Source organism: Pseudomonas sp. IT-P44, assembly GCF_949768225.1.
Classification (GTDB): Bacteria; Pseudomonadota; Gammaproteobacteria; order Pseudomonadales; family Pseudomonadaceae; genus Aquipseudomonas; species Aquipseudomonas migulae.
Genome location: NZ_CATKQM010000036.1, coordinates 19572 through 44821, shown reverse-complemented (window position 1 = coordinate 44821; position 25250 = coordinate 19572). Strand labels below are relative to the sequence as shown.

Annotated in this window: 28 protein-coding genes and 1 riboswitch; of the genes, 21 read left to right on the top strand and 7 right to left on the bottom strand. The window is 61.0% G+C overall.

What is annotated here, in order from left to right; all coding sequences use genetic code 11:
- Positions 1-88: 88 nt before the first annotated feature.
- Together ACM6IO_RS19965 and ACM6IO_RS19960 are read right to left on the bottom strand one after the other, a co-directional pair.
- Positions 89-949: a pirin family protein gene (locus ACM6IO_RS19965; protein ID WP_414912076.1), complete on the bottom strand. Its 861-nt coding sequence runs from the start codon at positions 947-949 to the stop codon at positions 89-91.
- A gap of 61 nt (positions 950-1010) precedes the next feature.
- Entirely contained in the window at positions 1011-1427 is a 417-nt protein-coding gene (locus ACM6IO_RS19960; protein ID WP_192226105.1) for an OsmC family protein, read from the bottom strand.
- Between the two features lie 260 nt (positions 1428-1687).
- Between ACM6IO_RS19960 and ACM6IO_RS19955 the strand changes: the two genes are divergently transcribed.
- Complete coding sequence (locus ACM6IO_RS19955) at positions 1688-2869, top strand: hypothetical protein (protein ID WP_414912075.1); 1182 nt, start codon at positions 1688-1690, stop codon at positions 2867-2869.
- Positions 2870-2941: 72 nt separating this feature from the next.
- Here the strand turns inward: ACM6IO_RS19955 and ACM6IO_RS19950 are convergent, their stop codons facing one another.
- Genes ACM6IO_RS19950 through purM form a run of 3 tightly spaced genes read right to left on the bottom strand, consistent with a single transcriptional unit; the run spans position 2942 to position 5384 of the window.
- Entirely contained in the window at positions 2942-3655 is a 714-nt protein-coding gene (locus ACM6IO_RS19950) for a DUF3108 domain-containing protein (protein WP_008039220.1), read from the bottom strand.
- Positions 3656-3663: 8 nt separating this feature from the next.
- On the bottom strand, positions 3664-4314 hold the full coding sequence (gene purN / locus ACM6IO_RS19945; protein ID WP_008039219.1) for a phosphoribosylglycinamide formyltransferase: 651 nt from the start codon (positions 4312-4314) through the stop codon (positions 3664-3666).
- Between the two features lie 11 nt (positions 4315-4325).
- Positions 4326-5384, bottom strand: coding sequence for a phosphoribosylformylglycinamidine cyclo-ligase (purM, locus tag ACM6IO_RS19940; RefSeq protein WP_008033526.1), 1059 nt, complete (start codon positions 5382-5384; stop codon positions 4326-4328).
- A 385-nt stretch (positions 5385-5769) separates the two neighbouring features.
- Between purM and ACM6IO_RS19935 the strand changes: the two genes are divergently transcribed.
- The 6 genes from ACM6IO_RS19935 to ACM6IO_RS19910 all read left to right on the top strand — a co-directional run bounded on the left by ACM6IO_RS19935 (position 5770) and on the right by ACM6IO_RS19910 (position 11141).
- On the top strand, positions 5770-6828 hold the full coding sequence (locus ACM6IO_RS19935) for a DUF2066 domain-containing protein (RefSeq protein WP_414912074.1): 1059 nt from the start codon (positions 5770-5772) through the stop codon (positions 6826-6828).
- A gap of 38 nt (positions 6829-6866) precedes the next feature.
- The gene (locus ACM6IO_RS19930; RefSeq protein ID WP_008033540.1) at positions 6867-7940 is read left to right on the top strand and encodes an AI-2E family transporter; all 1074 of its coding nucleotides are present in this window, start codon (positions 6867-6869) and stop codon (positions 7938-7940) included.
- A gap of 230 nt (positions 7941-8170) precedes the next feature.
- Positions 8171-8875 (top strand): DnaA regulatory inactivator Hda, encoded by a 705-nt coding sequence (hda, locus tag ACM6IO_RS19925; RefSeq protein WP_008033543.1) that lies wholly within the window; start codon positions 8171-8173, stop codon positions 8873-8875.
- A 213-nt stretch (positions 8876-9088) separates the two neighbouring features.
- Positions 9089-9715 (top strand): C40 family peptidase, encoded by a 627-nt coding sequence (locus ACM6IO_RS19920; protein WP_008033546.1) that lies wholly within the window; start codon positions 9089-9091, stop codon positions 9713-9715.
- A 220-nt stretch (positions 9716-9935) separates the two neighbouring features.
- Positions 9936-10472: a C40 family peptidase gene (locus ACM6IO_RS19915; protein ID WP_008033547.1), complete on the top strand. Its 537-nt coding sequence runs from the start codon at positions 9936-9938 to the stop codon at positions 10470-10472.
- Between the two features lie 15 nt (positions 10473-10487).
- A complete protein-coding gene (locus ACM6IO_RS19910; protein WP_414912073.1) occupies positions 10488-11141 on the top strand; it encodes a class I SAM-dependent methyltransferase in 654 nt (217 codons plus the stop codon).
- 78 nt (positions 11142-11219) lie between these two features.
- Here the strand turns inward: ACM6IO_RS19910 and ACM6IO_RS19905 are convergent, their stop codons facing one another.
- Entirely contained in the window at positions 11220-12533 is a 1314-nt protein-coding gene (locus ACM6IO_RS19905; protein ID WP_414912072.1) for a PQQ-dependent sugar dehydrogenase, read from the bottom strand.
- A gap of 68 nt (positions 12534-12601) precedes the next feature.
- Positions 12602-13186 (bottom strand): hypothetical protein, encoded by a 585-nt coding sequence (locus tag ACM6IO_RS19900; protein ID WP_008033558.1) that lies wholly within the window; start codon positions 13184-13186, stop codon positions 12602-12604.
- 154 nt (positions 13187-13340) lie between these two features.
- Positions 13341-13576: riboswitch (cobalamin riboswitch) on the top strand.
- 80 nt (positions 13577-13656) lie between these two features.
- Here ACM6IO_RS19900 and cobO point away from each other — a divergent pair.
- The 14 genes from cobO to ACM6IO_RS19830 all read left to right on the top strand — a co-directional run bounded on the left by cobO (position 13657) and on the right by ACM6IO_RS19830 (position 25209).
- On the top strand, positions 13657-14268 hold the full coding sequence (gene cobO / locus ACM6IO_RS19895; protein ID WP_008033559.1) for a cob(I)yrinic acid a,c-diamide adenosyltransferase: 612 nt from the start codon (positions 13657-13659) through the stop codon (positions 14266-14268).
- On the top strand, positions 14265-15665 hold the full coding sequence (locus tag ACM6IO_RS19890) for a cobyrinate a,c-diamide synthase (RefSeq protein WP_414912071.1): 1401 nt from the start codon (positions 14265-14267) through the stop codon (positions 15663-15665). The genes cobO and ACM6IO_RS19890 overlap by 4 nt, the downstream gene beginning before the upstream one ends.
- Positions 15662-16312 (top strand): 5,6-dimethylbenzimidazole synthase, encoded by a 651-nt coding sequence (gene bluB, locus ACM6IO_RS19885; RefSeq protein WP_414912070.1) that lies wholly within the window; start codon positions 15662-15664, stop codon positions 16310-16312. Before ACM6IO_RS19890 ends, bluB begins: the two co-directional genes overlap by 4 nt.
- Positions 16309-17217: an adenosylcobinamide-phosphate synthase CbiB gene (gene cbiB / locus ACM6IO_RS19880; RefSeq protein ID WP_192226120.1), complete on the top strand. Its 909-nt coding sequence runs from the start codon at positions 16309-16311 to the stop codon at positions 17215-17217. Before bluB ends, cbiB begins: the two co-directional genes overlap by 4 nt.
- Entirely contained in the window at positions 17210-18202 is a 993-nt protein-coding gene (gene cobD, locus ACM6IO_RS19875; protein WP_008039193.1) for a threonine-phosphate decarboxylase CobD, read from the top strand. Before cbiB ends, cobD begins: the two co-directional genes overlap by 8 nt.
- Positions 18199-19650, top strand: coding sequence for a cobyric acid synthase (locus ACM6IO_RS19870; protein ID WP_414912069.1), 1452 nt, complete (start codon positions 18199-18201; stop codon positions 19648-19650). Before cobD ends, ACM6IO_RS19870 begins: the two co-directional genes overlap by 4 nt.
- Before the next feature lie 128 nt (positions 19651-19778).
- Positions 19779-20300, top strand: a complete 522-nt coding sequence (cobU, locus tag ACM6IO_RS19865) for a bifunctional adenosylcobinamide kinase/adenosylcobinamide-phosphate guanylyltransferase (RefSeq protein WP_192416983.1) — start codon at positions 19779-19781, stop codon at positions 20298-20300.
- Positions 20297-21352: a nicotinate-nucleotide--dimethylbenzimidazole phosphoribosyltransferase gene (gene cobT, locus ACM6IO_RS19860; RefSeq protein ID WP_414912068.1), complete on the top strand. Its 1056-nt coding sequence runs from the start codon at positions 20297-20299 to the stop codon at positions 21350-21352. The genes cobU and cobT overlap by 4 nt, the downstream gene beginning before the upstream one ends.
- Positions 21349-21924 (top strand): alpha-ribazole phosphatase family protein, encoded by a 576-nt coding sequence (cobC, locus tag ACM6IO_RS19855; protein WP_414912067.1) that lies wholly within the window; start codon positions 21349-21351, stop codon positions 21922-21924. Before cobT ends, cobC begins: the two co-directional genes overlap by 4 nt.
- Positions 21925-21926: 2 nt before the next feature.
- On the top strand, positions 21927-22661 hold the full coding sequence (locus ACM6IO_RS19850; RefSeq protein WP_414912066.1) for an adenosylcobinamide-GDP ribazoletransferase: 735 nt from the start codon (positions 21927-21929) through the stop codon (positions 22659-22661).
- A 153-nt stretch (positions 22662-22814) separates the two neighbouring features.
- Positions 22815-23219 carry a MarR family winged helix-turn-helix transcriptional regulator gene (locus tag ACM6IO_RS19845; RefSeq protein ID WP_192226132.1) on the top strand — a complete coding sequence of 135 codons (405 nt, stop codon included), beginning with the start codon at positions 22815-22817 and terminating at the stop codon, positions 23217-23219.
- A 52-nt stretch (positions 23220-23271) separates the two neighbouring features.
- The gene (locus ACM6IO_RS19840) at positions 23272-24480 is read left to right on the top strand and encodes an MFS transporter (protein ID WP_008033572.1); all 1209 of its coding nucleotides are present in this window, start codon (positions 23272-23274) and stop codon (positions 24478-24480) included.
- Complete coding sequence (locus tag ACM6IO_RS19835) at positions 24477-24599, top strand: hypothetical protein (protein ID WP_008033574.1); 123 nt, start codon at positions 24477-24479, stop codon at positions 24597-24599. The genes ACM6IO_RS19840 and ACM6IO_RS19835 overlap by 4 nt, the downstream gene beginning before the upstream one ends.
- A 61-nt stretch (positions 24600-24660) precedes the next feature.
- Positions 24661-25209, top strand: a complete 549-nt coding sequence (locus tag ACM6IO_RS19830; protein ID WP_404943247.1) for a glutathione peroxidase — start codon at positions 24661-24663, stop codon at positions 25207-25209.
- Positions 25210-25250 lie beyond the last annotated feature (41 nt).

Sequence of the window (25250 nt, the reverse complement as noted above, 5' to 3'; positions counted from 1 at the left end):
GCATTCCAATGTGGGAACAGTGATTGCGGCTCGGTCTACTGTAGGAGTGAGCCTGCTCGCGATGGCGGCGGCAATAACGCCACAAATCTCAAGGCAGCTCAATACGCTCGCTTTCCCCCGGCACCGTCGGCCAATCCCCGGCCGCCCAGCGTCGCCGCGCTTCGTCGATAGCCGCCGGATCGCTCGCCACAAAATTCCAGTTGATCCGTCGCGGTCCATCCAGCGGCGCGCCGCCGAACAACACCGCATGACAGTCGCTCTCGGCGAACAGCGTCATTTCTTCCCCGGCAGGCAGCACCACTAGCGAGTACGGCTCTATCGGCTCGCCATCGAGCTGTGCCTCACCACTCAACACATACAACGCCCGCTCTTCGTGCTCGGTGGGAATCAGCAGCGTGGTTGCTGTTTGCAGGTTCAATTCCGCGTACAGCGTAGGAGAAAGCACCGGCACTGGCGATTCCAGGCAAAAGCCTGACCCGGCGATCATCCGGATCTTTACGCCAAGGTTATCGCTGACCGGCAACGTGGCTGCCGGGTGATGGCTGTAGTGGCCCGGGCCTTGCTCATGATCCTTGGGCGATGCCAGCCAGATCTGCAAGCCGTGCATCGTGAAACCGCTGGCCTTCAGGGCTTCGGGCGTGCGCTCGACATGGGCAATGGCACTGCCAGCGGTCATCCAGCTGACGTCGCCGGCCTCTACCACCTGATCGGAACCAAGGCTGTCCTTGTGCTGGATTTTTCCTTCGAACAAGTAGGTAAGGGTCGACAGGCCGATGTGCGGGTGCTGACGGATGTTCATGCCTTTGCCCGCTGGATAACGGGTTTCCAGCATGTGGTCGAAAAACACAAAAGGCCCGACGCTGCGGCATTTGGCTGACGGCAACGGGCGAAGAATCGGTTGGCCTTCGACATCTTCGGCGCGGGGGCGAATCACGAGCGGAGTGTTCATGGTGCATTCCAGGCTGAGCGGGTGACGCGTGGAGCATAACCCGCTTGCCCAAGCCTTGCCGCTATTGGCTGAACGCGCCTTCGGAGAGGTGGGTTTCGATGCTGACTTCGCTGGTGGTCATCAGCTTGTGCACTGGGCAGCGGTCGGCCACGCGATGCAGTTCGTCGCGCTGGGCGTCGGTGAGCACGCCCTTGAGGGTCAGTTTGACGTGCAGGGCGTATTTGCCTTTTTGCTCCTGGCTGTTGTCGCGCTTGACCTCTACGCCAACACCGGTCAGCGGGATGCCTTTCTTCTTCGCGTAGAGCTTCAGGGTCAGGGCCTTGCATGCGCCCAGCGCTGCATCGAAGTAGTCGTGTGGCTCAGGCGCCGAGCCTTCGCCACCGGACGATGCCGGCACATCGGCGAAGAGTTCGTGGTCATCGATTTGTACGCTGTGGCGGAAGCCTTCGGCGGAAACGGTATTGACGGTGACTGTCATGGGGAACCTCGGCAGTAGGAATAGTCATTCGATCAAAAAAGACCTTGAAGGTATAGAGCATTCCTCCTGAGATGCGTCCTACTTGCTTTCCAGGGGTGGGGGGTAGCTGTCATTTATGACAGTAGCCTGGCTACGTTCCGCGTGTTTGAATCGACTCGACTGAACGCAGTCCTTTCTGCATGGGGCGGAGCTCAATGGGTGTTATGCACGCTCTTGCCCAAGGCAAGATGTTCCCTTTTTCAAGTTCAAGGAGAGAAGCAATGGTGACGCATAACGATACACCCGGCGTGGCGGCGAGCGGTGAGCTCGACCCTTCTTTTGCCACAGGCGGAAAATTTCAGGCACCGGCGGGCACAGGCAAAGTGGTGTCACTCTTGGAAGAAGGCGAGTCGATGACGCTGGCGATGACAGCGCCAACGCCAACGCGCGGCGACTTCTTTCTATGCCGCGTGAGTAAAAACGGTGTGTTGGACCAAACCTTTGGCACCGGAGGAGTGCTGAAATGGCGTTTTGAAGATGCGGGTTCTTCTATCCTGGGAGAGGCATTGCTACAACCTGACAGGAAAATCCTGTTGATTGGTAACTCCGACCAAGGGGGTAAATCACGGCTGGCCCTGACTCGCGTTAATTCCAGTGGAAGTCCGGATCTTGTCTTCGGGCGAAAAATACACAGCTTGTATCCTGACTCGCACACTCTCTTGAATGGTTTCCATGGATGCTTGCAACCGGACGGCAAGATAATTGTGACCTGCCATTATTCGGTAGGCGGCAAGTATATTTCGGTGCTGGTCAGGCTGTTGGCCGATGGAGAGCTGGATCTGACGTTTGGCGTCGCCGGTAAAGCTGAAATTCCCTCTTCTGCAGCTTTTATGTTCTCGCGAAGGGTCTTGGTCCAGAACAGTGGGCGAATCATTGTTGTGGGGTATATGACAGGCCAAAGCTTTGTAGCAGGGTTTACAGCTGGTGGCACCTTGGATATCACTTTCGCAGACCAGGGGTTTTGGTTTTTTGCGGCGCAGGGTACAGAGTTTGCCTTTATCGACCTGTTGGTTCTGCGGGATGACCGCATCCGTTGCGTGGGTGGCAGCGCTCAAAATGCGGGTATCGGGGCATTGCTGGTGGGCTTGGATAAGAACGGCAAACTAGAGCAGGGTTTTAATGGTGGGCAGCCAGTAATAACTCAGCGGTTGCTTGGCAGATGGCACTCAATTAGCGAGCAAGATGATGGTAAATTGCTTGTCATTGGTGAGTCTGGAGGAGCTGAGCTCGTGTGCTCTCGATTCTTACCCAGCGGAGCAATCGACACCGATTTTGGATGGTCGGGCTTCATGTATCACCCCGGACATCCTGTTGATTGCGTTGTCCAGTCCAGCGGTCGTTGGGTAACGGCTGTGCATGATTCTGGTGGTAGATCGTCCTGGCTTTACGGGCTGACCACCTGAGGTGCCTGGTTAACCTTCCTTCTATGTTAAAAAAAGCCCCGCAATTGCGGGGCTTTTTCGTATCGCTATGGATCAGCTGCCTTTGACAGCCTTGCCGTTGACCTTGCCATCCAGGAGCATGATGTTGTACTCCTTGCCGTCGGTTTCGACCTGTTGCAGGCGAACCAGCAGGTAATCCCAATCCTTGGCGAACCACAGCACGGTGATGCGCTTGCTTTGTGTCGGGTCGCGCACGCGCTCGACCTTGATCGCGTCGATCTGGCCAGCCTTGGTGTCGACTTTTTCCGAACCCAGCACGCGGAAGTCATAAGTATCGACTTCACCATCATCGACCACCTGATAGCTCATGCTTTTCTTGCCGGCGGCCACGTCATGCTGCAGGGCCAACTGGTAAGTGGATTTGTCGACCATGCCGCGGTTGAGCGGGATCTTGACCGCGTCGCCGCGATCAGTGCCGGTGACCATTTTGGTGGTCCAGTCGAAATCCAGGTCAGCCTTCTTGGCTTTGCCCAGGCCACCGCGCTCAAAGTGGTAGGACTGTGGCAGCAGGGTGTCCTTGTCCAGGGTCAGGGTGCTTTCTTCGGTCAGGCTGGCAATCATCATCGATGCCTTGAAGCTGAGCTTCCAGACGCCGTTGGCTTCCTTGGTCAGGCTGCGCTCGGCGGTGCCGCTCATGGGCAGCTGCTTCCAGTCGGCGGTGTAGCTGGCGGAGAAGGGTTGAAGTTCCGCAGCCTGCGCGAAAGGCAGGGCAAGCAGAGCGCAAGCGAAGAGCAGGGCGCGACGCATAAAATCTCCTAGGTTCGAATCAAGTGGCCACTGGCCGCGAGTAACTTGCCATCCAGTAAAGCACCTTGTTCACCGAGTGATAAGCGACCTTCTGCAAACCAGCGTACGGCCATCGGGTAGATCAGGTGTTCCTGGGTATGAACTCGCTGCGCCAGACTCTGCGGCGAATCGTGCAACTCTACCGGTATTACTGCCTGTACGACCAGTGGTCCGCCATCGAGTTCCTCGGTGACAAAGTGCACGGAACAGCCGTGTTCAGTATCGCCGGCCTCCAGCGCGCGCTGATGAGTGTGTAACCCTTTGTATTTGGGCAGCAGCGAGGGGTGGATGTTAAGCAGGCGACCCGCGTAGTGACGCACGAAGTCAGCGCTGAGGATGCGCATGAAACCGGCCAGGACCACGAGTTTGGGATTGAAAGCGTCGATCAGTTCGATCAGCGCGGCATCGAAGGCTTCGCGGCCTTCGAAAGCCTTGTGATCCAGGGAACGGGTGTCGATACCCGCGTCCCTGGCGCGTTGCAGGCCGTAGGCGTCGGCGCGGTTGGAAATCACCGCAGCGATGCGGACCGGGCTGTCGCCGGTCCGCGTGCTGTCGATCAAGGCCTGCAAGTTACTGCCGGTGCCGGACAACAGCACCACCACATCACAGGTGACGGACATCCGCTCTTGCATCAGTGTGCCTTGAGGTTCTTCAGTTCAACCTGGGCCGCGCCTTCGGCAGCGGTGGCGATCTGACCGATGACCCAAGGCTGCTCGCCAGCTTCACGCAGTACGTTCAGCGCGGTTTCAACGTGCTCTTGAGCCACGCAGATCACCATGCCGACGCCGCAGTTCAGTACGCGGTGCATTTCGTTTTCGTCGACGTTGCCTTTCTCTTGCAGCCAGTCGAACACGGCAGGGCGGTTCCAGCTCGCCACGTCAACCACCGCTTGAGCGCCTTTTGGCAGTACGCGCGGGATGTTGTCCAGCAGGCCGCCACCGGTGATGTGGGCCATGGCTTTGACCGCGCCGGTTTCCTTGATCAGCTTCAACAGCGGCTTCACGTAGATGCGGGTCGGGGCCATCAGCAGGTCGGTCAGCGGTTTGCCGTCGAGCTGGATGTTTTCGATGTCGGCACCCGACACTTCGATGATCTTGCGGATCAGCGAGTAGCCGTTGGAGTGCGGGCCGGAAGACGGCAGGGCGAGCAGGGCATCGCCGGCAGCGACTTTCGAACCGTCGATGATTTCGGATTTTTCCACGACGCCGACGCAGAAACCGGCCAGGTCGTAGTCTTCGCCTTCGTACATGCCAGGCATTTCAGCGGTTTCGCCGCCGACCAGGGAGCAGCCGGACAGTTCGCAGCCTGCGCCGATACCGGTCACGACCTGGGTCGCGGTTTCGACGTTGAGTTTGCCGGTGGCGTAGTAGTCGAGGAAGAACAACGGCTCGGCGCCGCAGACCACCAGGTCGTTCACGCACATGGCCACCAGGTCGATGCCGATGCTGTCGTGTTTGTTCAGGTTCAGCGCCAGGCGCAGCTTGGTGCCGACGCCGTCAGTGCCGGAAACCAGCACAGGCTGCTTGTAGCCGGCCGGGATTTCGCAGAGGGCGCCGAAACCGCCCAGGCCGCCCATGACTTCCGGGCGCGCAGTGCGCTTGGCGACGCTCTTGATGCGTTCGACCAATGCTTCACCGGCGTCGATGTCTACACCGGCGTCCTTGTAGCTCAGGGAGGGTTGCTTGCTCATGATCCAGGCCTTTAGGGGGGATTCAGGGGTAACGACCGGGTCCAGTGGGACTGTCGGAACAGACGAAGGCGAGTGCCATGCGCGCTATTCCGACACTGCCCGGCTGTTGCCGGTCTGCGAAGGCGCGCGATTTTATCAGGCTTGAGGGGCAGCGGCCATCCTCAGGCCGACAGCAGGGGCATATCGATACAAAAAAACCGTAATTGCCCGTGTTGGTCGTCTCCCGCTTGGCTGTATAAGGTATCGCGATTAACCGTCTATCGTTATGGCAGTGCGAAAAACTTAACCGGGACGTGTGAATGTTTTGCGTCGGGCGATGGTCACAGCCTTGCTCGATTGTCTTCATGCGGTCAGTTCCAGCCGCTCTTGTCGTCAGGAATCCTCCATGCGTTTTTTCAGATCATTGTTTGTGGGTTGTTTGTCCCTGGTCAGCCTGGCGAGTCATGCTGAAACCGTAAAAGGCCTTTATCAGGTGCGCGAGCCAGTCACCAGTCAGGCGCCTGAAGAGCGCGATCAAGCCACCCAGCGTGCGCTCGACACGCTGGTGTTGCGCCTGACCGGCGATCCCAAGGCGGCGCAAAGTCCGGGGCTGGCGGCCGTCCGCAAGGACCCGCAGCAGATCATCAGTCAGTACGGCTTCGACGCCGGCCCGCCGGAAGTGCTGAAAGTCGATTTCGACCCGGCCTCCACCGAGCAGGCGTTGCGCCGTGCCGGGCTGTCGCTGTGGGGGGCAAACCGGCCGTCGATCCTCGGTTGGTGGTTGAATGACTCCGCAGAAGGTTCGAGCCTGGTCGGTGATGGTCAGGCCGCTGCTGCGCCGCTGCGTCGTGCCGCACAGCATCGTGGTCTGCCGCTGCGTCTGCCATTGGCGGACTTGAGTGAACAATTGGTCGCCACTGCACCGAATCTGGAAGGTACGGATGCAGCGCCACTGCGCGGTGCATCGGAGCGTTACAACGCCGATGCCTTGCTGGCGGTGCATGCCCGGGAAGAGGGCGGTCAGTGGCAGGCCAAATGGCATTTGTGGCTGGGCGATCAGAAGGAGGCGGGCAGCGTGCAGGGCGCGGATCAGGCCGCTGTGGCTGACGCGGTGCTGCTGGCGGTCAGTCAGCGTCTGGCGCCACGGTTTGTGGTCAAGCCAGGTACTTCGGGTGAGCAATTGCTGGAAGTGCAGGGCATGAATCTGGAGCACTACGCAACGCTGGGGCGTTTGCTTGAGCCGTTCGGCGCGCGTCTGCAAAGTGTTGACGGTAACCGTATTCTCTACCGGGTCAATGGCAGCGCCGAGCAGTTGCGCTCGCAGTTGTCGCTGGCGAAGTTGCAGGAGGTCCCGGCGGGTGAGGCACCGGCTCCGACGGCGCCTGTCCAGCCGGTGGTCCAGGGTTCGGCGCCCGCTGTTGCGCCAGCGCCTGCACCGGTGCCGCAACTGCGTTTCCGTTGGTAAGGTTTTCTTTCTTTATATAGATGCATATGGAGTGGTACATGGCCGATACGCGGCGTTGGTTCTGGTTGGGTGGAGTGGTTCTGCTCTGCGCGTTTATCTGGCTGTTGCATCCGATTCTGACGCCGTTCCTGGTGGCGCTGTTGTTGGCCTACTTGTTCGACCCGCTGGTGGATCGCCTGGAAAAGGCCGGGCTCTCGCGGACCTGGGGCGTGGTGGCGGTGTTTGCGTTGTTCTCTTTGATTTTCACCACGTTGTTGCTGGTGCTGGTGCCGATGCTCGCCAAGCAGTTGTTTCGCTTGTATGAGCTGGCGCCACAGATGCTCGACTGGTTGCAGCACACTGCATTGCCGTGGGCGCAATCGAAGTTCGGGTTATCGGATGGTTTCTGGAAATTCGACAAACTCAAGGCGGCAATCAGCGAACACATGGGCCAGACCACCGACATTGTCGGCATGGTGTTGAGTCAGGCGACCGCTTCCGGCCTTGCGTTGATCGGTTGGCTGGCCAATCTGGTGCTGATCCCGGTGGTGAGCTTTTACCTGCTGCGGGACTGGGACGTGATGATGGCCAAGATCCGCAGCCTGTTACCCCGCGCTCGTGAAGAGCGCGTCGTGATTCTGGCCGGCGAATGCCATGAGGTGCTGGGGGCGTTCGTACGCGGGCAATTGCTGGTCATGGTGGCGCTGGGTGTGATCTATTCGGCGGGCCTGATGCTGGTAGGGCTCGAGCTGGGGTTGCTGATCGGGATGATCGCCGGTCTGGCGGCGATTGTGCCGTACATGGGGTTTGTCATCGGGATTGGCGCGGCGTTGATTGCCGGCCTGTTCCAGTTTGGTGGCGACCTGTACCCGATGATTGGCATCGTTGCGGTGTTCATGGTTGGCCAGGCGCTGGAAGGCATGGTGCTGACGCCGTTGCTGGTGGGTGACCGGATCGGCCTGCATCCGGTGGCGGTGATCTTTGCGATTCTGGCCGGCGGTGAACTGTTCGGTTTTACCGGCGTGCTGCTGGCGCTCCCGGTGGCGGCGGTGATCATGGTGCTGGTGCGCCATGTGCATGATTTGTATAAAGATTCTGATATCTACAGTGGCGTCGATGAACCTGAGCTGTAAGGTTCGCTGATGGCCCGTCGCGGGCGGCCTGGTTCAGTACCAGGCTGGCCCGTATCCCTTGCGTGGCTGTCACATGCGCCGCCAAAGAAACTGTCATAAAACCGGTGCGATAACGCAAACCTTTGATTTTGCTTATGGTCTGTCGCATTGTGCGGTCAGCGTCACGGGTATAAACTTCGCAAACTTTACACAGAGGCCACTAACGGTTCCTTTGGAACTGTTCAGTCAGCATGAAACCGATTCAGCTGCCCCTAGGTGTGCGTCTGCGTGATGACGCTACCTTTATCAATTACTACCCAGGCGCCAATGCCGCTGCACTCGGCTATGTCGAGCGGCTTTGCGAAGCCGACGCCGGCTGGACCGAAAGCCTGATTTATCTCTGGGGCAAGGACGGGGTAGGGCGTACGCATCTGCTGCAGGCGGCCTGTCTGCGCTTTGAGCAGTTGGGGGAGCCGGCGGTGTACTTGCCGTTGGCCGAGCTGCTGGATCGCGGTATCGAAATCCTCGACAACCTCGAACAATACGAACTGGTCTGCCTCGACGACTTGCAAGCGGTTGCCGGGCGCGCGGATTGGGAAGAGGCGTTGTTCCATCTGTTCAATCGCCTGCGTGACAGCGGTCGGCGTTTGCTGATTGCGGCATCGACCTCGCCGCGCGAATTGCCGGTAAAGCTGGCGGACCTGAAATCCCGCCTGACCCTGGCGCTGATCTTCCAGATGCGTCCGCTGTCCGACGAAGACAAATTGCGTGCCTTGCAACTGCGTGCATCCCGTCGCGGCCTGCACCTGACCGACGAAGTCGGGCATTTTATTTTGACTCGCGGTACTCGCAGCATGAGCGCGCTGTTCGAGCTGCTTGAGCGTCTCGATCAGGCCTCCCTTCAAGCTCAGCGCAAGCTGACGATTCCGTTCCTGAAAGAAACGTTGGGTTGGTAAGGCCCAGGTTTTTCACGGGTTGCGGCATATTTCAGGCGCCACAAAATCCGCTTTCCTGCACGGGGCAGGCTGCGCGAGCGTCTAAATGGGGCTTAAGCGCTTAGATGTAAACGCGAAACCAAGAAGTCACATAAAGTTCGATTGAATTTGCAAATGAGGTTGATAGCGGGCATAGTCTCGGCTTCTTTACAACTATCAGCCACGGTCGTGCCCATGCTAAATCGCTTCGCACCCCTCGTGCCTCTCGCACTCGTCACCCTGTTGTTCGGTTGCGCTGCTCACTCTCCAGTGTCCCAGCAAGAGCAACAACAGCAGGTTAAAAATTCAGTTACCGCGCAATCTTCTTCCGTTCTTTTCCAGGAAGAACTGGCCACCGATAAAGAACTGGCAGACTTCGCCGACGGCAAGTCCTACCAGCTTCCGGTTCTGGCCGACAGCATCCTCGAGCGTGGCATGTCCCTGATCGGTACCCGTTACCGTTTCGGCGGCACCTCCGAGGCTGGCTTCGATTGCAGCGGCTTCATCGGTTATCTGTTCCGTGAAGAGGCCGGCATGAACCTGCCGCGCTCCACTCGCGAAATGATCAACGTTGACGCGCCACTGGTTTCCCGTAGCGCGCTCAAGCCGGGCGATCTGCTGTTCTTCGCCACCAATGGTCGCCGCGGTCGTGTCAGTCACGCCGGGATCTACCTGGGTGACAACCAGTTCATCCACTCCAGCAGCCGCAAAAGCGGTGGTGTCCGGGTCGATAGCCTGGGCGACAGCTATTGGAGCAAAACCTTCATCGAAGCCAAGCGCGCACTCGCGATGGCCCCGACCGTGGTCACGGCACGCAAGTAATTGTCCAGCCTGTCGCCACATCAGTGGCGGCAACGGCCTCTCTGCAACAGAGTAGGCGGACAGTTTGTAAGGCGAACTTAAAGTCTTACTTGAAGTTTGCCGCGTACCCGCTAGAATCCTGATCTATTATTGATGGCAAACCGCCTGCGTCCTGCGCAGGCGGTTTTCTTTTCTGCCTTTGCGGTGGAAAAAGCCGCAGCCAGATCAGGATGTTCTGCTTATGACGATGTCGGCCCGCCTCGCACTCATGTTCTTCGCAGCGCTACTCAGTGCCTGCGCCAGCCGCACACCGCCACCTGCGCCGGTGGTTCGCGCCCCCATTGTCTTCGGCTCCGCGCAACCCTTTTCGCCTGAGGCGGAAGACGTGTTGTTTCGCGCCTTGGGCCTCGTGGGCACGCCTTATCGCTGGGGCGGCAATACGCCAGATTCCGGGTTCGATTGCAGTGGCCTGATCGGTTATGTCTACCGTGACGTGACGGGCATATCCCTGCCACGCACCACGCGCGAGATGATCAGCATGCAGGCAGCCAATGTCGGCAAGGAAGGCCTGCAAACCGGCGACCTGGTTTTCTTCGCCACCAATGGCGGCTCCCAGGTCAGCCATGCCGGGATCTACGTTGGCGAAGGCCGTTTCGTCCATGCGCCAGCCACTGGCGGCACGGTGAAGCTCGACAGCTTGTCCAAAGCGTATTGGCAGAAAGCTTACCTGAGCGCCAAGCGTGTTCTGCAACCCGAGCATCTGGCGCGTAACCCCTAGTTCGCAGAGGTCGTCATGACCGCCCGCACACTCAATCTCGACGATTCCCTGTATCAATACCTGCTCGACGTTTCCCTTAGGGAAACGCCGCTGCTCAAGCGTTTGCGCGATGAAACCCAGGCGCTGCCGATGGCGCGCTGGCAGGTGGCGCCGGAGCAGGGGCAGTTCCTCGCATTGTTGGTGAAACTCACCGGCGCGAGGCGTTTGCTGGAAGTCGGCACCTTCACCGGTTACAGCGCGTTGTGCATGGCGGCGGCATTGCCGGATGACGGTTCGCTGATTTGCTGTGATATCCCCGGCGACTACAACGCCACGGCGCTCCGTTACTGGAAGGAAGCGGGCGTTGCCGAACGAATTGACCTGCGCCTGGCGCCCGCGCTGGAAACCCTGGCTCGGCTGGATCAGCCAGGGCAATTCGATTTGATTTTCGTTGATGCCGACAAGGCCAACTATCCGGCCTACCTGGAGCACGCGTTGCGTCTGCTGCGCATCGGTGGTCTGGCGGTGTTCGATAACACCCTGTGGAGCGGGCGGGTGCTTGAGCCGAATCCCGAAAGCGCAGACACCCGTGCTATCCAGGCGCTCAATCGCGCCTTGAAGGATGACTCGCGTGTGGATCTGTCGTTGTTGCCGCTGGGCGATGGTCTAACTTTGTGCCGCAAACTGTAGGAGCGAGGCTTGCCCGCGAAAGCGGTGTGTCAGGCAAAAGGCCTTCGCGGGCAAGCCTCGCTCCTACAGATGGCGGGATTACTTCGCTATCGACACCCGCCACACCTTATTCCCCACATCATCCGCCACCAGCAAATCACCCTGCTGATCAATCACCACACCCACCGGCCGGCCCATGGCTTTTTCCTCGTCATTGAGGAAGCCCGTGAGCACATCAACCGGGCTTCCGTTCGGTTTGCCGGCACTGAACGGCACGAAAATCACTTTGTAACCACTGTGCGGCTTGCGGTTCCATGAACCATGCTGGCCAATGAACGCGCCTTCCTTGAATTGCACTGGCAGCCTGTTGCCTTCAGCGAACGTCAGGCCTAGTGAGGCGGTATGCGGGCCGACCGCGTAGTCCGGAGCAATGGCCTTGGCCACCAGGTCCGGGTTTTGCGGCTCGACGCGAATGTCGACGTGCTGGCCGTAGTAGCTGTAAGGCCAGCCATAGAACCCGCCGTCCTTGACCGAGGTGATGTAGTCCGGCACCAGGTCGCTGCCGATTTCATCCCGCTCGTTGACCGCCGTCCACAACGCGCCGCTCCGCGGTTCCCAGGCCATGCCGTTGGGATTGCGCAGGCCCGAGGCGAAAATCCGATGCTTGCCGGTGGCGCGATCCACTTCCCAGATCGCCGCGCGACCTTCTTCCTGATCCATGCCGTTTTCGGCGACGTTGCTGTTGGAACCCACCGTGACGTACAGCTTGCTGCCGTCCTTGCTGGCGATCACGTTTTTGGTCCAGTGGTGATTCAGCGTGCCGCCCGGCAGATCAACCACTTTGATCGGCGGCGACTTGATGGTCGTGGCGCCGTCCTCGTAATGAAATCGCAGCAAGCGGTCCGTGTCGGCGACATACAGGTCATTGCCGACCAGGGTCATGCCGAAGGGCGAATTAAGGTTTTCCAGAAACACCGTGCGAGTTTCGGCGATGCCGTCGTGGTCTTTGTCGCGCAGCAATGTGATGCGGTTCGGGCTCGGCACGCCGGCACCGGCGCGGCCCATGACTTTCTTCATGACCCAGCCTCTAACGCCTTTGCCATCATCGGGTTTGGGCGGCGCATTGGTTTCGGCGACAAGCACGTCACCGTTCGGCAGCACGTAGAGCCAACGCGGGTGATCGAGGTTTTCAGCAAATGCCGCCACTTGCGTACCCGCTGCCGCCGTGGGTTTCGCGCCGTTCGGCCAGCCGATTGCCGGGGCGATGTTCACTGTCGGGATCAGGGTCTTGTTCGGTTCTGGCAGTCGAGGGGACGGGCCGGTGCCGTCGGAGACTTGCAGGGTGGAGGTCTCGCTGCAGGCAGCGAGACCTCCTGTGAGGGCGATGACGAGAACGAGCCGGGGCTTGTGCATGCTGATCTTCCCTATAAATGCAGTGACCTGATCAATAGAGAAGTGCAAGCCCGCGATGGTTCAACCGGTCAGCCGCGGGCTTCCTTGAACAGTACGGCGATGCCGGGGTGATAGTTGCCCGCTTCGTTGCGCAACTTGCGGTAGGCGTAGGGGAAATACCAGGCAACCGCGCAGCTGTGTTCCTTTTGCAGGTCGTCGACCATGTCCTGGAGTTCTTCCGGCGTGGCGCCGTGTTGGGCCTTTTGCGGGGCGACGAACAGGCAGCCGAGTTTCAGGTCGCTGGCGTAGCTAATGCGCTTGGCGTCGCTGGTGATATCGGCCAGGGCCTGCGTCAGGTTCAAGCTGTTGACCCGTGGCCAGCGCTGGGTGGCCTGGAGGTAGGCGCGTTCTTCGCTGCTGGCGATGAACAGGTCGGCTCGGGCGTTGCGTTCGCCTTCCTCGTTTTGTTTGCGGGTGGGTGTGTTCTGCAGCGTGACCATTTCCGCCATCCACGCGGCAGCCGAGAGCAAGCCGAGGTTGGCTTTTTCGTCGTACCAGTAAGGCGTGTCGTTATCGCCGCGCACCGCGTTGTAGCGGTCGATACAGTCAAACCAGCGCTCCAGCACCGGGCGCAGGAATTCCAGCTTCGGATTGCTGATGGTCATGCCTTGCATGTGGCTCACCCTTGTTATTGTGTTGTCAGGTTGTGGCGCTTTGATATCACTGCTTGGAGTGTGGCACAAGATTGGCGTCATTTTATTGATCGACGGCAGTTATTCGCCCGGCGGTCTCCCGGCTTTAATTGACGCTCCACCCCCAACCCTCTAACCTTCGCGGCTTGTTTCAGGTGCTCTGTGGCGTCGGTCGACAGAGTGAAACAGGGAAGCCGGTGTGTGCGCTCGTTCAACTCATGAACAACCACGATCCCGGCGCTGCCCCCGCAACGGTAAATGAGTGAAGGCTGCGCCTTGAGCCACTGTGTCGAATGTCGATATGGGAAGGCGCGCAGTCAGGCGAAACGCCGCTCATGAGCCCGGAGACCGGCCTGATCCATTCAGCGGCATCACGGTGGGCGATGCCAGGCTTCTTGCCGTCTATTCTTGTGCCTGCCCGCCGTTATCCAGCCTCAACGGAGAGCTCCCCCATGACTGATACTCCCGATCGTGACGAACGCCATCTGGCGCGCATGCTGCGCAAAAAAGCCGTGATCGACGAACGCATCGCCAATTCCCCGAATGAATGCGGCCTGCTGCTGGTGCTGACCGGCAATGGCAAGGGCAAAAGCAGCTCGGCCTTCGGCATGCTCGCCCGCTCGATGGGTCACGGCATGCAGTGTGGCGTGGTGCAGTTCATCAAGGGGCGCAGCAGCACGGGCGAAGAGTTGTTCTTCCGACGCTTCCCGGAGCAGGTGCGTTTTCATGTGATGGGCGAGGGCTTTACCTGGGAAACCCAGGACCGCCAGCGTGACATCGCCGCCGCCGAAGCCGCGTGGGAAGTGTCCCGCGAACTGTTGCGCGATCCGTCAATCGGCCTGGTGGTGCTCGATGAACTGAACATCGCTCTCAAGCACGGCTACCTCGACCTCGATCAGGTGCTCAGCGACTTGCAGGCGCGTCCGCCGATGCAACACGTGGTCGTCACGGGTCGCGGCGCCAAGCCGGAAATGATCGAGCTGGCCGACACCGTCACTGAAATGGGTGTCATCAAGCACGCCTTCCAGGCCGGGATCAAAGCGCAAAAAGGCGTCGAGCTGTGAATCAACCACGTCATTGCCCGGCGGTCTTGATTGCCGCGCCGGCCTCCGGTCAGGGCAAGACCACCGTCACCGCCGCGCTGGCCCGTTTGCACCGCAATCAGGGACGCAAGGTGCGCGTGTTCAAATGCGGCCCGGACTTTCTCGACCCGATGATTCTCGAGCGCGCCAGCGGTGCACCGGTGTATCAACTGGACATGTGGATGGTCGGCGAACAGGAAAGTCGTCGACTGTTGTGGGAAGCCGCCGGTGAAGCGGACCTGATCCTGATCGAAGGTGTCATGGGCCTGTTCGACGGCACGCCGTCCAGCGCCGATCTGGCGCGGCACTTCGGTGTGCCGGTGCTCGGGGTGATCGACGGCACGGCGATGGCGCAGACCTTTGGTGCGCTGGCGCTGGGGCTGGCGAAGTATCAGCCGGACTTGCCGTTCGCCGGCGTGCTGGCCAACCGCGTGGGCACCTTGCGCCATGCGCAATTGCTCGAAGGCAGCCTCACGGAAGGTTTGCGCTGGTACGGCGCGTTGTCCCGGGAAACCGGGATCGAGCTGCCGAGTCGGCATCTTGGTCTGGTGCAAGCCAGCGAGCTGAACGACCTCGACCTGCGCCTCGACGCGGCGGCCGAATCGCTGGCCAACAGCTGCGACGTTACACTGCCGCCGCCTGTGGAATTCGCCGCTCCAGAAGTGATCGCCGCAGAGCCGTTGCTGGCCGGTGTCCGAATCGCCGTGGCCCGTGATGAGGCGTTCGCTTTCACCTACGGTGCGAGCCTGGATTTGCTCCGGGCCATGGGCGCCGAATTGTCATTCTTCTCGCCGATCCGCGACACGCAATTGCCGGAGGCTGACAGTCTCTATCTGCCGGGCGGCTACCCGGAATTGCACCATGTGGCGCTGTCTCGGAATACTCAAATGCTCAACGCCATCCGCGCTCATCACGCGGCGGGTAAACCCTTGCTGGCCGAGTGTGGCGGCATGTTGTATTTGCTCGATTCGCTGACCGATGTCGAAGGCACGCGGGCGGAGCTGGTTGGTTTGCTGACCGGTGATGCGGTGATGCAGAAACGATTGGCGGCACTGGCGTTGCAGGCGGTTGACTTGCCGGAAGGTTCGCTGCGCGGGCACACCTATCACCATTCGTTGACCAGTACCGAGCTTGAGCCGATTGCTCGCGGCCTGAGCCCGAATGGCGGGCGTGGGGCGGAGGCGGTTTATCGTGAGGGGCGGATGACCGCTTCTTATGTGCATTTTTATTTTCCGTCGAATCCGACCGCGATTGCCGCGTTGTTTGCGCCTGACCTTCAGACCGCCATCGCGAGCAAGCCCGCTCCCACAGGGGACCGCGTTTCTTCAGGTGGTACAGCCTCAAATGTGGGAGCGGGCTTGCTCGCGAAGAGGCCATGACTGACAACGCATTCAGTCAGGCCGAACGCGAAGCGGTCTACCGAGCAATCGCCGAACGCCGCGACATGCGCCACTTCAGCGGCGGCACTGTCGACCCCGAGTTGCTCCGGCGTCTGCTCGACGCCGCGCACCAGGCGCCAAGCGTCGGCTTGATGCAGCCCTGGCGGTTCATCCGCATCAGTGACCGGGCCCTGCGCGGCAAGATCCAGTTGCTGGTGGAAGAGGAGCGCATGCGCACCGCCGAAGCCCTCGGCGAGCGCACCGACGAATTCATGAAGTTGAAAGTCGAAGGCATCAACGACTGCGCCGAGGTGCTGGTCGCTGCGCTGATGGACGATCGCGAGCGGCACATCTTTGGCCGTCGCACCTTGCCGGAAATGGACATGGCGTCGTTGTCCTGCGCGATCCAGAACCTGTGGCTGGCGTCCCGTGCCGAAGGACTCGGCATGGGCTGGGTCTCTTTGTTCGAGCCGCAAGCCCTGGCCGACCTGCTGGGTTTGCCCGCCGGGGCCAAGCCTTTGGCTGTTCTTTGCCTGGGCCCGGTCAAGGAATTCTATCCGGCGCCGATGTTGGTACTCGAAGGCTGGGCGCAAGCGCGCCCGCTCTGTGAAATGCTGTACGAAAACTATTGGGGAGTGAGTCAATGAGTGTGGCGTTGTTGAGTGTCGCCGCGGTTGCGCTGGATGCGCTGCTGGGTGAACCCAAACGCTGGCATCCGCTGGTGGCGTTCGGCCGTTTTGCCGACCGCATCGAGCAACGTTTCAATGGTGGCGGGCGCGGCTGGCGCAGCCACGGCGTCACGGCATGGGTGATTGCGGTGTTGCCGCTGACCTTGCTGGCCACGGCGTTTTCCTGGGCGCCTTACGTTGGCTGGGTCGTCGAGATTCTCGCGCTCTATTGCGCCCTCGGCCTGCGCAGTCTCGGTGAACACGTCGAGCCGGTCGCCAAGGCCCTGCGCAGTGATGATCTGGAGGAGGCGCGCACACGCGTTGGCTATCTGGTCAGTCGCCAGACCAGCGAACTGGATCAAACCGAAGTGGCCCGCGCCGCTACCGAATCGGTGTTGGAGAACGGCAGCGACGCGGTGTTTGCTGCGCTGTTCTGGTTTGCCGTGGCCGGTGCGCCCGGCGTGGTGCTCTACCGATTGAGCAATACGCTGGATGCGATGTGGGGCTATCGCAACGAACGCTTCGAACGGTTTGGCTGGGCGGCGGCGAAAATCGACGACGTACTCAACTACATTCCGGCGCGGCTGGTGGCGTTGACCTACGCGCTGCTGGGCAAAACCCGACTTGCACTGAAATGCTGGCGCACCCAGGGGCCGACCTGGGACAGCCCGAACGCCGGGCCGGTGATGGCTGCGGGAGCCGGTGCGCTGGGCGTCGAGTTGGGCGGGGCGGCGATTTATCACGGCGAATTGCATCAGCGTCCGCAGCTGGGCGAAGGCGTGCCGGCGGATGCCGACTCCATTGACCGTGGCTGGCAATTGGTCCAGCGCGGGGTATGGTTATGGCTGCTGATTCTCTGCGTGGGAGCTGAATTCTATGCTTGAACACGGTGGACGGTTGCGCAAGGCTGCGCTCGAATACGGTATCGCCGAAGCCGATTGGCTTGACCTGTCCAGCGGCCTCGCGCCCTGGCCGTTTCCTGTCCCGGACATTCCGTTGCGCGCCTGGGCGCGGTTACCGGAAAACGATGACGGTCTGGAGCAGGCCGCCTGTGATTATTACGGCACCGCGCAGGTGTTGCCGGTGGCCGGTTCGCAAATGGCAATCCAGTTGCTGCCGCGTTTGCGGCGGGACGGCAAGGTGGGCGTGCTGTCGCCGTGTTACGCCGAGCACGCCGAAGCCTGGCGTCGCAACGGTTACATCGTGCGTGAAGTGCTGGAGCAGGAAGTCGACTTCTTTCTCGACAGTCTCGATGTGCTGGTGGTGGTCAATCCGAACAATCCGACGGGTTTGAGCCTGACCCCGAGCCGTCTGCTCGACTGGCATTCCAGGCTGGCGCAGCGCGGCGGCTGGCTGGTGGTCGACGAAGCGTTCATGGACAACACGCCGCAACTGAGTCTGGCGCCATGTGCCCATATGGTGGGCTTGATCGTGCTGCGTTCCTTCGGCAAGTTTTTTGGTCTGGCCGGGGTGCGCTTGGGCTTCGTACTGGCGGAGCGCAAGTTGCTCAAGTTGCTCGCCGAACAAGTCGGCCCCTGGGCCGTCAGCGGGCCGACCCGCGTGTTGGGGCAAGCCTGCCTGAAGGATGCCGAAGGCCACGCCAGACAACGTCTGCGTACCGAAGAAGCCAGCAAACGGCTGGCGCTGTTGCTTGAAGAACACGGCTTCAAACCTCAGGGCGGTTGCGCGTTGTTTCAATGGCTGGTGACCGAGTGCGCCGAAGAGCTGCATGAGTTCATGGCCCGACGCGGCATTCTGCTGCGGTTGTTCACCCACAACAGCAGCCTGCGTTTCGGCCTGCCCGGCGAAGAAGCCGACTGGACCCGTCTCGCGCAAGCGTTTACAGATTACGCCAAGGAAAGCCGATGACTACGCTGATGGTGCAAGGCACTACGTCGGACGCCGGTAAAAGCACGCTGGTGACGGCGTTGTGTCGCTGGGTCACGCGGCAGGGGGTGCGCGTGGTGCCGTTCAAACCGCAGAACATGGCGCTCAACAGCGCCGTGACTGCTGACGGTGGCGAGATCGGCCGCGCGCAAGCCGTGCAGGCTCAGGCTGCCAACCTCGAACCGCACACCGACATGAACCCGGTATTGCTCAAACCCAACAGCGACACCGGTGCCCAGGTGATCATCCATGGGCGCGCCGTCACGACCATGAACGCGGTCGCCTATCACGACTACAAAGCCATCGCCATGCAAGCGGTGCTGGCCTCCCATGCGCGGCTGAGCGCGGCGTATCCAGTGGTTATGGTCGAAGGCGCAGGCTCACCGGCCGAGATCAATCTGCGCGCCGGCGACATCGCCAACATGGGGTTCGCCGAGGCAGTGGATTGCCCAGTTGTATTGATCGCCGACATCAATCGCGGCGGGGTGTTCGCGCATCTGGTAGGCACCCTCGAACTGCTGTCGCCGAGCGAGCAGGCACGGATCAAAGGCTTCATCATCAACCGTTTTCGCGGCGACATTGCCTTGCTGCAACCGGGCCTCGACTGGCTGGAAGCACGCACCGGCAAACCGGTGATTGGCGTTCTGCCGTACGTGATGGACCTGCACCTGGAAGCCGAGGACGGCATCGATCAGCGCCAGACCGACAAGGCCGATCAAGTGCTCAAAGTGGTGGTGCCGGTGTTGCCGCGCATCAGCAACCACACCGACTTCGATCCGCTGCGCCTGCACCCGCAAGTCGACCTGCAATTCATCGGCCCCGGCCAGGCGATTCCGCCCGCCGACCTGATCATTCTTCCTGGCTCGAAAAGCGTGCGCAGCGACCTTGCGTATCTGCGCGTCAACGGCTGGGAAACCGCCATCAGCCGACATTTGCGCTACGGCGGAAAAGTCCTGGGTATTTGCGGCGGCCTGCAAATGCTCGGCGAGCAGGTGCGCGATCCGTTGGGCCTTGAAGGTGCGCCGGGCTCCAGCGCCGGTTTGGGGTTGTTGGCGTTCGAAACGCAACTGGAAGAAGAGAAGCAGTTGCGCAATGTGCGCGGGCGTCTGGCGCTGGAAGATGCGCCGGTCAGCGGCTACGAAATTCATGCCGGCGTCACCACCGGCCCGGCATTGGAAAATGCCGCCGTGCAGCTGGACGATGGCCGTTGCGATGGCGCGCAAAGTGGCGACGGGCAGATTTTCGGCACCTACCTGCATGGCCTGTTTGAATCGCCGGCGGCGTGCAGTGCGCTGTTGCGCTGGGCGGGTTTGCAGGATGTGCAGGAAGTGGATTATCACGGGTTGCGTGAGCGAGATATCGAGCGGCTGGCGGATTTGGTGGAGAAGCATCTGGATACCCGACTGTTGCGTGAGCTCTGCGGGATTTGAGGTGGCTGTTCTGGCCCCTTCGCGGGCAAGCCTCGCTCCTACAAGATCGAGAGTCGCGCAAACCCGTAGGAGCGAGGCTTGCCCGCGAAGAGGCCATTGACCGCACCGCCTATTTGAAGGAATGAACCATGCTGCAACTGATCCTCGGCGGCGCCCGTTCCGGCAAAAGTCGCCTGGCCGAAAAACTGGCAGCAGACAGCCAGCTCCCGGTGACCTACATCGCCACCAGCCAACCGCTGGACGGTGAAATGAGCGAGCGGGTCGCCCACCACCGCGCCCGTCGTCCAGCCGAATGGGCGCTGATCGAAGAGCCCGTGGAGCTGGCCCGCGTCCTGCGTGAAACCGCCCGTGCCGAGCGTTGCCTGCTGGTGGATTGCCTGACCCTGTGGATGACCAATCTGCTGATGCTCGACGACGTCGAGCGCCTGACGGCCGAACGTGAAGCGCTGCTGGACTGCCTGGCCGAACTGCCGGGTGAAATCATTTTTGTCAGCAACGAGACCGGAATGGGTGTCGTGCCGCTGGGCGAATTGACTCGCCGCTACGTCGATGAAGCCGGTTGGCTGCATCAAGCTTTGGCCGAGCGCTGTCAGCGAGTCGTCCTGACCGTCGCCGGCCTGCCCCTGACTCTGAAAGGAACTGCGTTATGACTCAATCCTGGTGGCTGAACCCGTGCAAGCCGATCGATGCCCAAGCCGTCGAGCAGGCTGAAGCCCGGCAACAGCAACTGACCAAACCGGCCGGTTCCCTTGGGCGGCTGGAGTCGGTGGCGGTGCAGTTGGCGGGATTGCAGGGGCAGGTCAAGCCGAAGCTGGATCAGCTGTGGATCGCGATTTTTGCCGGCGACCATGGCGTGGTCGCCGAAGGTGTGTCGGCGTTTCCCCAGGAAGTCACCGGGCAGATGCTGCACAACTTCGTCAACGGTGGCGCGGCGATCAGTGTGTTGGCGCGCCAGCTCGGCGCGTCGCTCGAAGTGGTCGACCTCGGCACGGTCACGCCGTCGTTGAACCTGCCGGGTGTGCGCCATTTGAACATCGGTGCCGGCACCGCGAATTTTGTCGACGGCCCGGCCATGACTCAAGCCCAGAGTGAACTCGCCTTGCAGGCCGGTCGCGACAGCGTGCAGCGCGCCATTGCGGCGGGCGCGCAGTTGTTCATCGGCGGCGAGATGGGCATCGGCAACACCACGGCGGCCAGTGCGTTGGCCTGTGCCTTGCTGGATTGTCCGGTGGTGCACTTGACCGGGCCGGGCACCGGCCTCAACGCGGCGGGTGTGAGTCATAAGGCTCAGGTCATCGAACGTGCTTTGGCCTTGCACAGCGCTCAGCGTGGCGATGCACTGCAAACCCTGTTCAACCTCGGTGGTTTTGAAATCGCCGCACTGGTCGGCGCGTATCTGGCGTGTGCCCAGGAAGGTGTCGCGGTGCTGGTGGACGGGTTCATTTGCAGCGTCGCCGCATTGGTAGCGGTGCGCTTGAATCCGCATTGCCGCGAGTGGCTGTTGTTCGGGCATCGCGGTGCCGAGCCGGGTCATCGCCATGTGCTGGAAACCCTGAACGCCGAACCCTTGCTGGACCTCGGTCTGCGCTTGGGCGAGGGCAGTGGCGCGGCGTTGGCCGTGCCGTTGCTGCGCCTGGCGTGTGACCTCCACGGGCAAATGGCGACCTTCGCCGAAGCCGCCGTGGCGGACCGTCCGGCATGACCTTGCGCCTGGACCTGTTGCGTCACGGCGAAACCGAACTGGGCGGCGGTTTGCGCGGCAGCCTCGACGATGCACTGACCGCCACAGGCTGGGCGCAGATGCGCGCAGCGGTGGTCGCGCAGGGGCCATGGGATCGTCTGGTCAGTTCGCCATTGCAACGTTGTGCGCGGTTCGCCGAAGAACTCGGGGCGCAACTGGGTTTGCCAGTGCAGCTGGAAAAAGATCTGCAAGAACTGCATTTCGGTGCCTGGGAAGGGCAGAGCGCAGCGGCGCTGATGGAAACGGATGCCGAAGCGTTGGGTTTGTTCTGGGCCGATCCCTATTCGTTCACGCCGCCGCAGGGTGAGCGGGTCGAGGATTTTTCGACGCGAGTACTGGCCGCGGTCGGGCGTTTGCAGGCTGCCTGCGCGGGCGAGCGTGTGTTGCTGATCAGTCATGGCGGCGTCATGCGTTTGTTGCTGGCGCAGGCGCGGGGATTGCCGCGCGAGCAGTTGCTCAACGTTGAAGTGGGCCATGGTTCGCTGTTTTCGTTGAGCGTCGAACCCGGCGTCATTCTCAAGGAAGCGATCTGATCATGTTGCCGTTCTGGATCGCCCTGCAATTTCTGAGCAGCCTGCCGATTCGTCTGCCGGGCATGCCGGCGCCGCAGGAACTGGGGCGCTCGCTGCTGTTTTATCCGCTGGTGGGGCTGTTGTTCGGCGGGATCTTGTGGGCGTTGAACTGGGCGTTGTCGGGCACGCCGTTGTTGCTGCACGCGGCGTTGCTGTTGACGGTTTGGGTGTTGCTCAGCGGTGCGTTACACCTCGACGGCCTGGCTGATAGCGCTGATGCGTGGCTCGGCGGTTTTGGCGATCGCGAGCGAACGCTGACGATCATGAAGGACCCGCGCAGCGGTCCGATAGCGGTGGTCACGCTGGTATTGGTGTTGCTGCTGAAGTTCGCGGCGTTGCTGGCATTGATTGAGCAGCAGCACAGCGTTTTCCTGATCATCGTTCCGTTGATTGGCCGTGCTGCGTTGCTGGGGTTGTTCCTGACTACGCCGTATGTGCGGGCAGGAGGCTTGGGGCAGGCGCTGGCCGATCATCTGCCGCGTCTGGCCGGCAAGCAGGTGCTGGCGTTCAGTGCATTGGCTTGTGTGCTGATTGCAGGGCTCGGCGGTGTCGTGGCGTTGGTGTTGGCGGCGCTGGTGTTTGTCTGGTTGCGGCAGGTGATGCTGCGGCGATTGGGCGGGACCACGGGCGATACGGCGGGGGCGTTGCTGGAATTGCTGGAGGTGGTTTTACTGATTGGCCTTGCACTGTTCCTGTAGGAGTGAGCGGTGCGGCGATCCGACTTGCCCGCGAAGAGTGCCCTGCGGTCTAACAGAAAAACCGAGTTATCGTTCTTCGCGGGCAAGCCTCGCTCCTACAGGGTTTTGTATCAAAAATTTGCATTCATTCAACCGCGGGTATATACACGCACCATGCTCGACTCTCAATGTTTATGCATCAACCTGCGTCGCGCCGCCCGTGGCGTCAGCAGGCACTACGACGGCGCTCTCGACGGCTTCGGAATCAACGTTGCCCAGTATTCTTTGTTGTGCAATCTGCAGCGTCTGAATGAACCGAGTATTTCCACCCTGGCGGAAGCCATGGGCCTGGACCGCAGCACCCTCGGGCGCAATCTGCGGGTATTGGAAGGCGACGGCCTGGTCATGCTGGTCGAGGGCGAAGACATGCGTAATCGCATCGTCAGGTTGACCGAGGCCGGCGCTGAACGCCTGAAATCGGCCTTGCCGGCCTGGGAGGCGGCGCAGCAGCGACTGGTTGATCGTCTGGGCGCCGAAAAACGCGAAATTTTGCTGAAGCTGCTGGACGAACTGGCCTGACGCCAGTTTTTCCGATCTTAAGCGGGTATATACCCGCTACCGGAGAATAAGAATGACATCGATGTGGCGTACTTGCGGTTGGGTTTTAGTGGGGAGTGCGCTGATCCTTGCGTTGTCTCTGGGCGTGCGACACGGCTTCGGGCTGTTTCTGGCGCCGATGAGTGCCGAGTTCGGTTGGGGGCGTGAGACGTTTGCCTTTGCCATCGCCTTGCAGAACCTGATCTGGGGCCTGGCGCAGCCCTTTACCGGCGCGTTGGCCGACCGCTTCGGCGCGGCGAAAGTGGTGCTTATCGGCGGCGTGCTCTACGCGATGGGCCTGCTGTTCATGGGCTTGTCCGATTCGGCAGTAACCCTGTCGCTGAGCGCGGGCCTATTGATCGGTATCGGGCTGTCGGGCACCTCATTTTCGGTGATCCTGGGCGTGGTTGGCCGCGTGGTACCCCCGGAGAAACGTAGCATGGGCATGGGCATCGCCAGTGCTGCCGGCTCTTTTGGCCAGTTCGCGATGGTACCGGGCACGCTGGGTTTGATCGGTTGGCTCGGCTGGTCGGCGGCATTGCTGGCGCTGGGCCTGCTGGTGGCGCTGATCGTGCCGCTGGTGAGCATGCTCAAGGACAAGCCATTACCGGTTCTCGGTCACGAGCAGACCCTCTCCGAAGCCTTGCGCGAAGCCTGTTCCCATTCGGGATTCTGGCTGCTGTCGTTCGGCTTTTTTGTCTGCGGTTTCCAGGTGGTGTTCATCGGTGTGCACTTGCCGGCGTATCTGGTGGATCAGCATTTGCCCGCCACGGTCGGCACGACGGTGCTGGCGCTGATCGGGTTGTTCAACATCTTCGGTACTTACACGGCGGGCTGGCTCGGCGGGCGGATGTCCAAGCCGCGTTTGCTCACCGGTCTGTACGTGCTGCGGGCCGTGGTGATTGTCCTGTTTCTGTGGGCGCCGGTGACGACAACCACGGCGTATCTGTTTGGCATGGCCATGGGCTTCCTGTGGCTGTCGACGGTGCCGTTGACCAACGGCACTGTGGCGACCTTGTTCGGCGTAAGAAATCTGTCCATGCTCGGTGGGATCGTTTTCCTGTTCCACCAGCTCGGATCGTTCCTGGGTGGCTGGTTGGGCGGGGTGGTGTATGACCGAACCGGGAGTTATGACTTGATCTGGCAAGTAGCGATTCTTTTGAGCCTGTTGGCGGCTGCCTTGAATTGGCCGGTGCGTGAGCGGCCGGTGGCGCGCCTGCAAACCCGGATGAGCGCGACATGAACAGCCTCTGGCCACGAATCGCCGTGGCAGCGGGCGGCCTGTTGCTGCTGGCCCTGGCGTGGTGGGGCTGGCATCAGGGCGGGCTGGCGTTGATGCAATTGGGCATGGGCGCTTGCTAGCACGATGTGAGGGCGAGTAAGTTCAATGCAGACGACTTTTCAAGGATGCATGGACATGCTGATGCGCTGGTTTGCCGTTCCCGCGTTACTCATGGCGTTTACCGGATTGGCTCAAGCGGCCGACGAGTGCCCTGAGCTTTTGCAAGGCTCGTTGCCCAAGCTGCGGGCCAAGGAAACGATCGACCTGTGCCAGCGCTTCGCCGGCAAACCGCTGGTGGTGGTCAACACCGCGAGCTTTTGCGGTTTCGCCCCGCAGTTCAAAAGCCTGGAGGCGCTGAATCAGCGTTACAAGGGGCAGGGGCTGGAGGTGATCGGTGTGCCTTCCAATGACTTCAAGCAGGAATCCAAGGATGGTGCGGAAACCGCCAAGGTTTGCTACGTGAATTACGGCGTGACCTTCACCATGACCGAGACGCAGAAGGTTCGCGGTGATGATGCGATTCATCTGTTCCAGGTGCTTGCCGCCCAAAGCGATGCGCCGAAGTGGAATTTCTACAAGTATGTGGTCGATCGCAAAGGCAAGGTGATCGCCAACTTCTCCAGCCTCACCACGCCTGACGATCCAGAGTTCATCGCCGCCGTGGAAAAAGCCCTGGCTTCACAACCCTGATCGACGCCCACTAAAAAGCCCCGCCTCTGTAAAGAGCGCGG

Excerpts from the sequence above, each read along its gene's own strand:
- ACM6IO_RS19900 (WP_008033558.1), bottom strand. The coding sequence starts at position 13,186 with ATGCAAGGCATGACCATCAGCAATCCGAAGCTGGAATTCCTGCGCCCG.
- cobT (WP_414912068.1), top strand. The coding sequence starts at position 20,297 with ATGACTCAATCCTGGTGGCTGAACCCGTGCAAGCCGATCGATGCCCAA.
- cobO (WP_008033559.1), top strand. The coding sequence starts at position 13,657 with ATGACTGATACTCCCGATCGTGACGAACGCCATCTGGCGCGCATGCTG.
- ACM6IO_RS19870 (WP_414912069.1), top strand. The coding sequence starts at position 18,199 with ATGACTACGCTGATGGTGCAAGGCACTACGTCGGACGCCGGTAAAAGC.
- ACM6IO_RS19845 (WP_192226132.1), top strand. The coding sequence starts at position 22,815 with ATGCTCGACTCTCAATGTTTATGCATCAACCTGCGTCGCGCCGCCCGT.
- purM (WP_008033526.1), bottom strand. The coding sequence starts at position 5,384 with ATGAGCAAGCAACCCTCCCTGAGCTACAAGGACGCCGGTGTAGACATC.
- ACM6IO_RS19850 (WP_414912066.1), top strand. The coding sequence starts at position 21,927 with ATGTTGCCGTTCTGGATCGCCCTGCAATTTCTGAGCAGCCTGCCGATT.
- ACM6IO_RS19840 (WP_008033572.1), top strand. The coding sequence starts at position 23,272 with ATGACATCGATGTGGCGTACTTGCGGTTGGGTTTTAGTGGGGAGTGCG.
- bluB (WP_414912070.1), top strand. The coding sequence starts at position 15,662 with ATGACTGACAACGCATTCAGTCAGGCCGAACGCGAAGCGGTCTACCGA.
- cbiB (WP_192226120.1), top strand. The coding sequence starts at position 16,309 with ATGAGTGTGGCGTTGTTGAGTGTCGCCGCGGTTGCGCTGGATGCGCTG.
- ACM6IO_RS19960 (WP_192226105.1), bottom strand. The coding sequence starts at position 1,427 with ATGACAGTCACCGTCAATACCGTTTCCGCCGAAGGCTTCCGCCACAGC.
- cobC (WP_414912067.1), top strand. The coding sequence starts at position 21,349 with ATGACCTTGCGCCTGGACCTGTTGCGTCACGGCGAAACCGAACTGGGC.
- ACM6IO_RS19935 (WP_414912074.1), top strand. The coding sequence starts at position 5,770 with ATGCGTTTTTTCAGATCATTGTTTGTGGGTTGTTTGTCCCTGGTCAGC.
- ACM6IO_RS19905 (WP_414912072.1), bottom strand. The coding sequence starts at position 12,533 with ATGCACAAGCCCCGGCTCGTTCTCGTCATCGCCCTCACAGGAGGTCTC.
- ACM6IO_RS19955 (WP_414912075.1), top strand. The coding sequence starts at position 1,688 with ATGGTGACGCATAACGATACACCCGGCGTGGCGGCGAGCGGTGAGCTC.
- ACM6IO_RS19835 (WP_008033574.1), top strand. The coding sequence starts at position 24,477 with ATGAACAGCCTCTGGCCACGAATCGCCGTGGCAGCGGGCGGCCTGTTG.
- ACM6IO_RS19920 (WP_008033546.1), top strand. The coding sequence starts at position 9,089 with ATGCTAAATCGCTTCGCACCCCTCGTGCCTCTCGCACTCGTCACCCTG.
- ACM6IO_RS19910 (WP_414912073.1), top strand. The coding sequence starts at position 10,488 with ATGACCGCCCGCACACTCAATCTCGACGATTCCCTGTATCAATACCTG.
- ACM6IO_RS19930 (WP_008033540.1), top strand. The coding sequence starts at position 6,867 with ATGGCCGATACGCGGCGTTGGTTCTGGTTGGGTGGAGTGGTTCTGCTC.
- ACM6IO_RS19965 (WP_414912076.1), bottom strand. The coding sequence starts at position 949 with ATGAACACTCCGCTCGTGATTCGCCCCCGCGCCGAAGATGTCGAAGGC.
- hda (WP_008033543.1), top strand. The coding sequence starts at position 8,171 with ATGAAACCGATTCAGCTGCCCCTAGGTGTGCGTCTGCGTGATGACGCT.
- purN (WP_008039219.1), bottom strand. The coding sequence starts at position 4,314 with ATGTCCGTCACCTGTGATGTGGTGGTGCTGTTGTCCGGCACCGGCAGT.
- ACM6IO_RS19915 (WP_008033547.1), top strand. The coding sequence starts at position 9,936 with ATGACGATGTCGGCCCGCCTCGCACTCATGTTCTTCGCAGCGCTACTC.
- ACM6IO_RS19950 (WP_008039220.1), bottom strand. The coding sequence starts at position 3,655 with ATGCGTCGCGCCCTGCTCTTCGCTTGCGCTCTGCTTGCCCTGCCTTTC.
- cobU (WP_192416983.1), top strand. The coding sequence starts at position 19,779 with ATGCTGCAACTGATCCTCGGCGGCGCCCGTTCCGGCAAAAGTCGCCTG.
- ACM6IO_RS19830 (WP_404943247.1), top strand. The coding sequence starts at position 24,661 with ATGCGCTGGTTTGCCGTTCCCGCGTTACTCATGGCGTTTACCGGATTG.
- cobD (WP_008039193.1), top strand. The coding sequence starts at position 17,210 with ATGCTTGAACACGGTGGACGGTTGCGCAAGGCTGCGCTCGAATACGGT.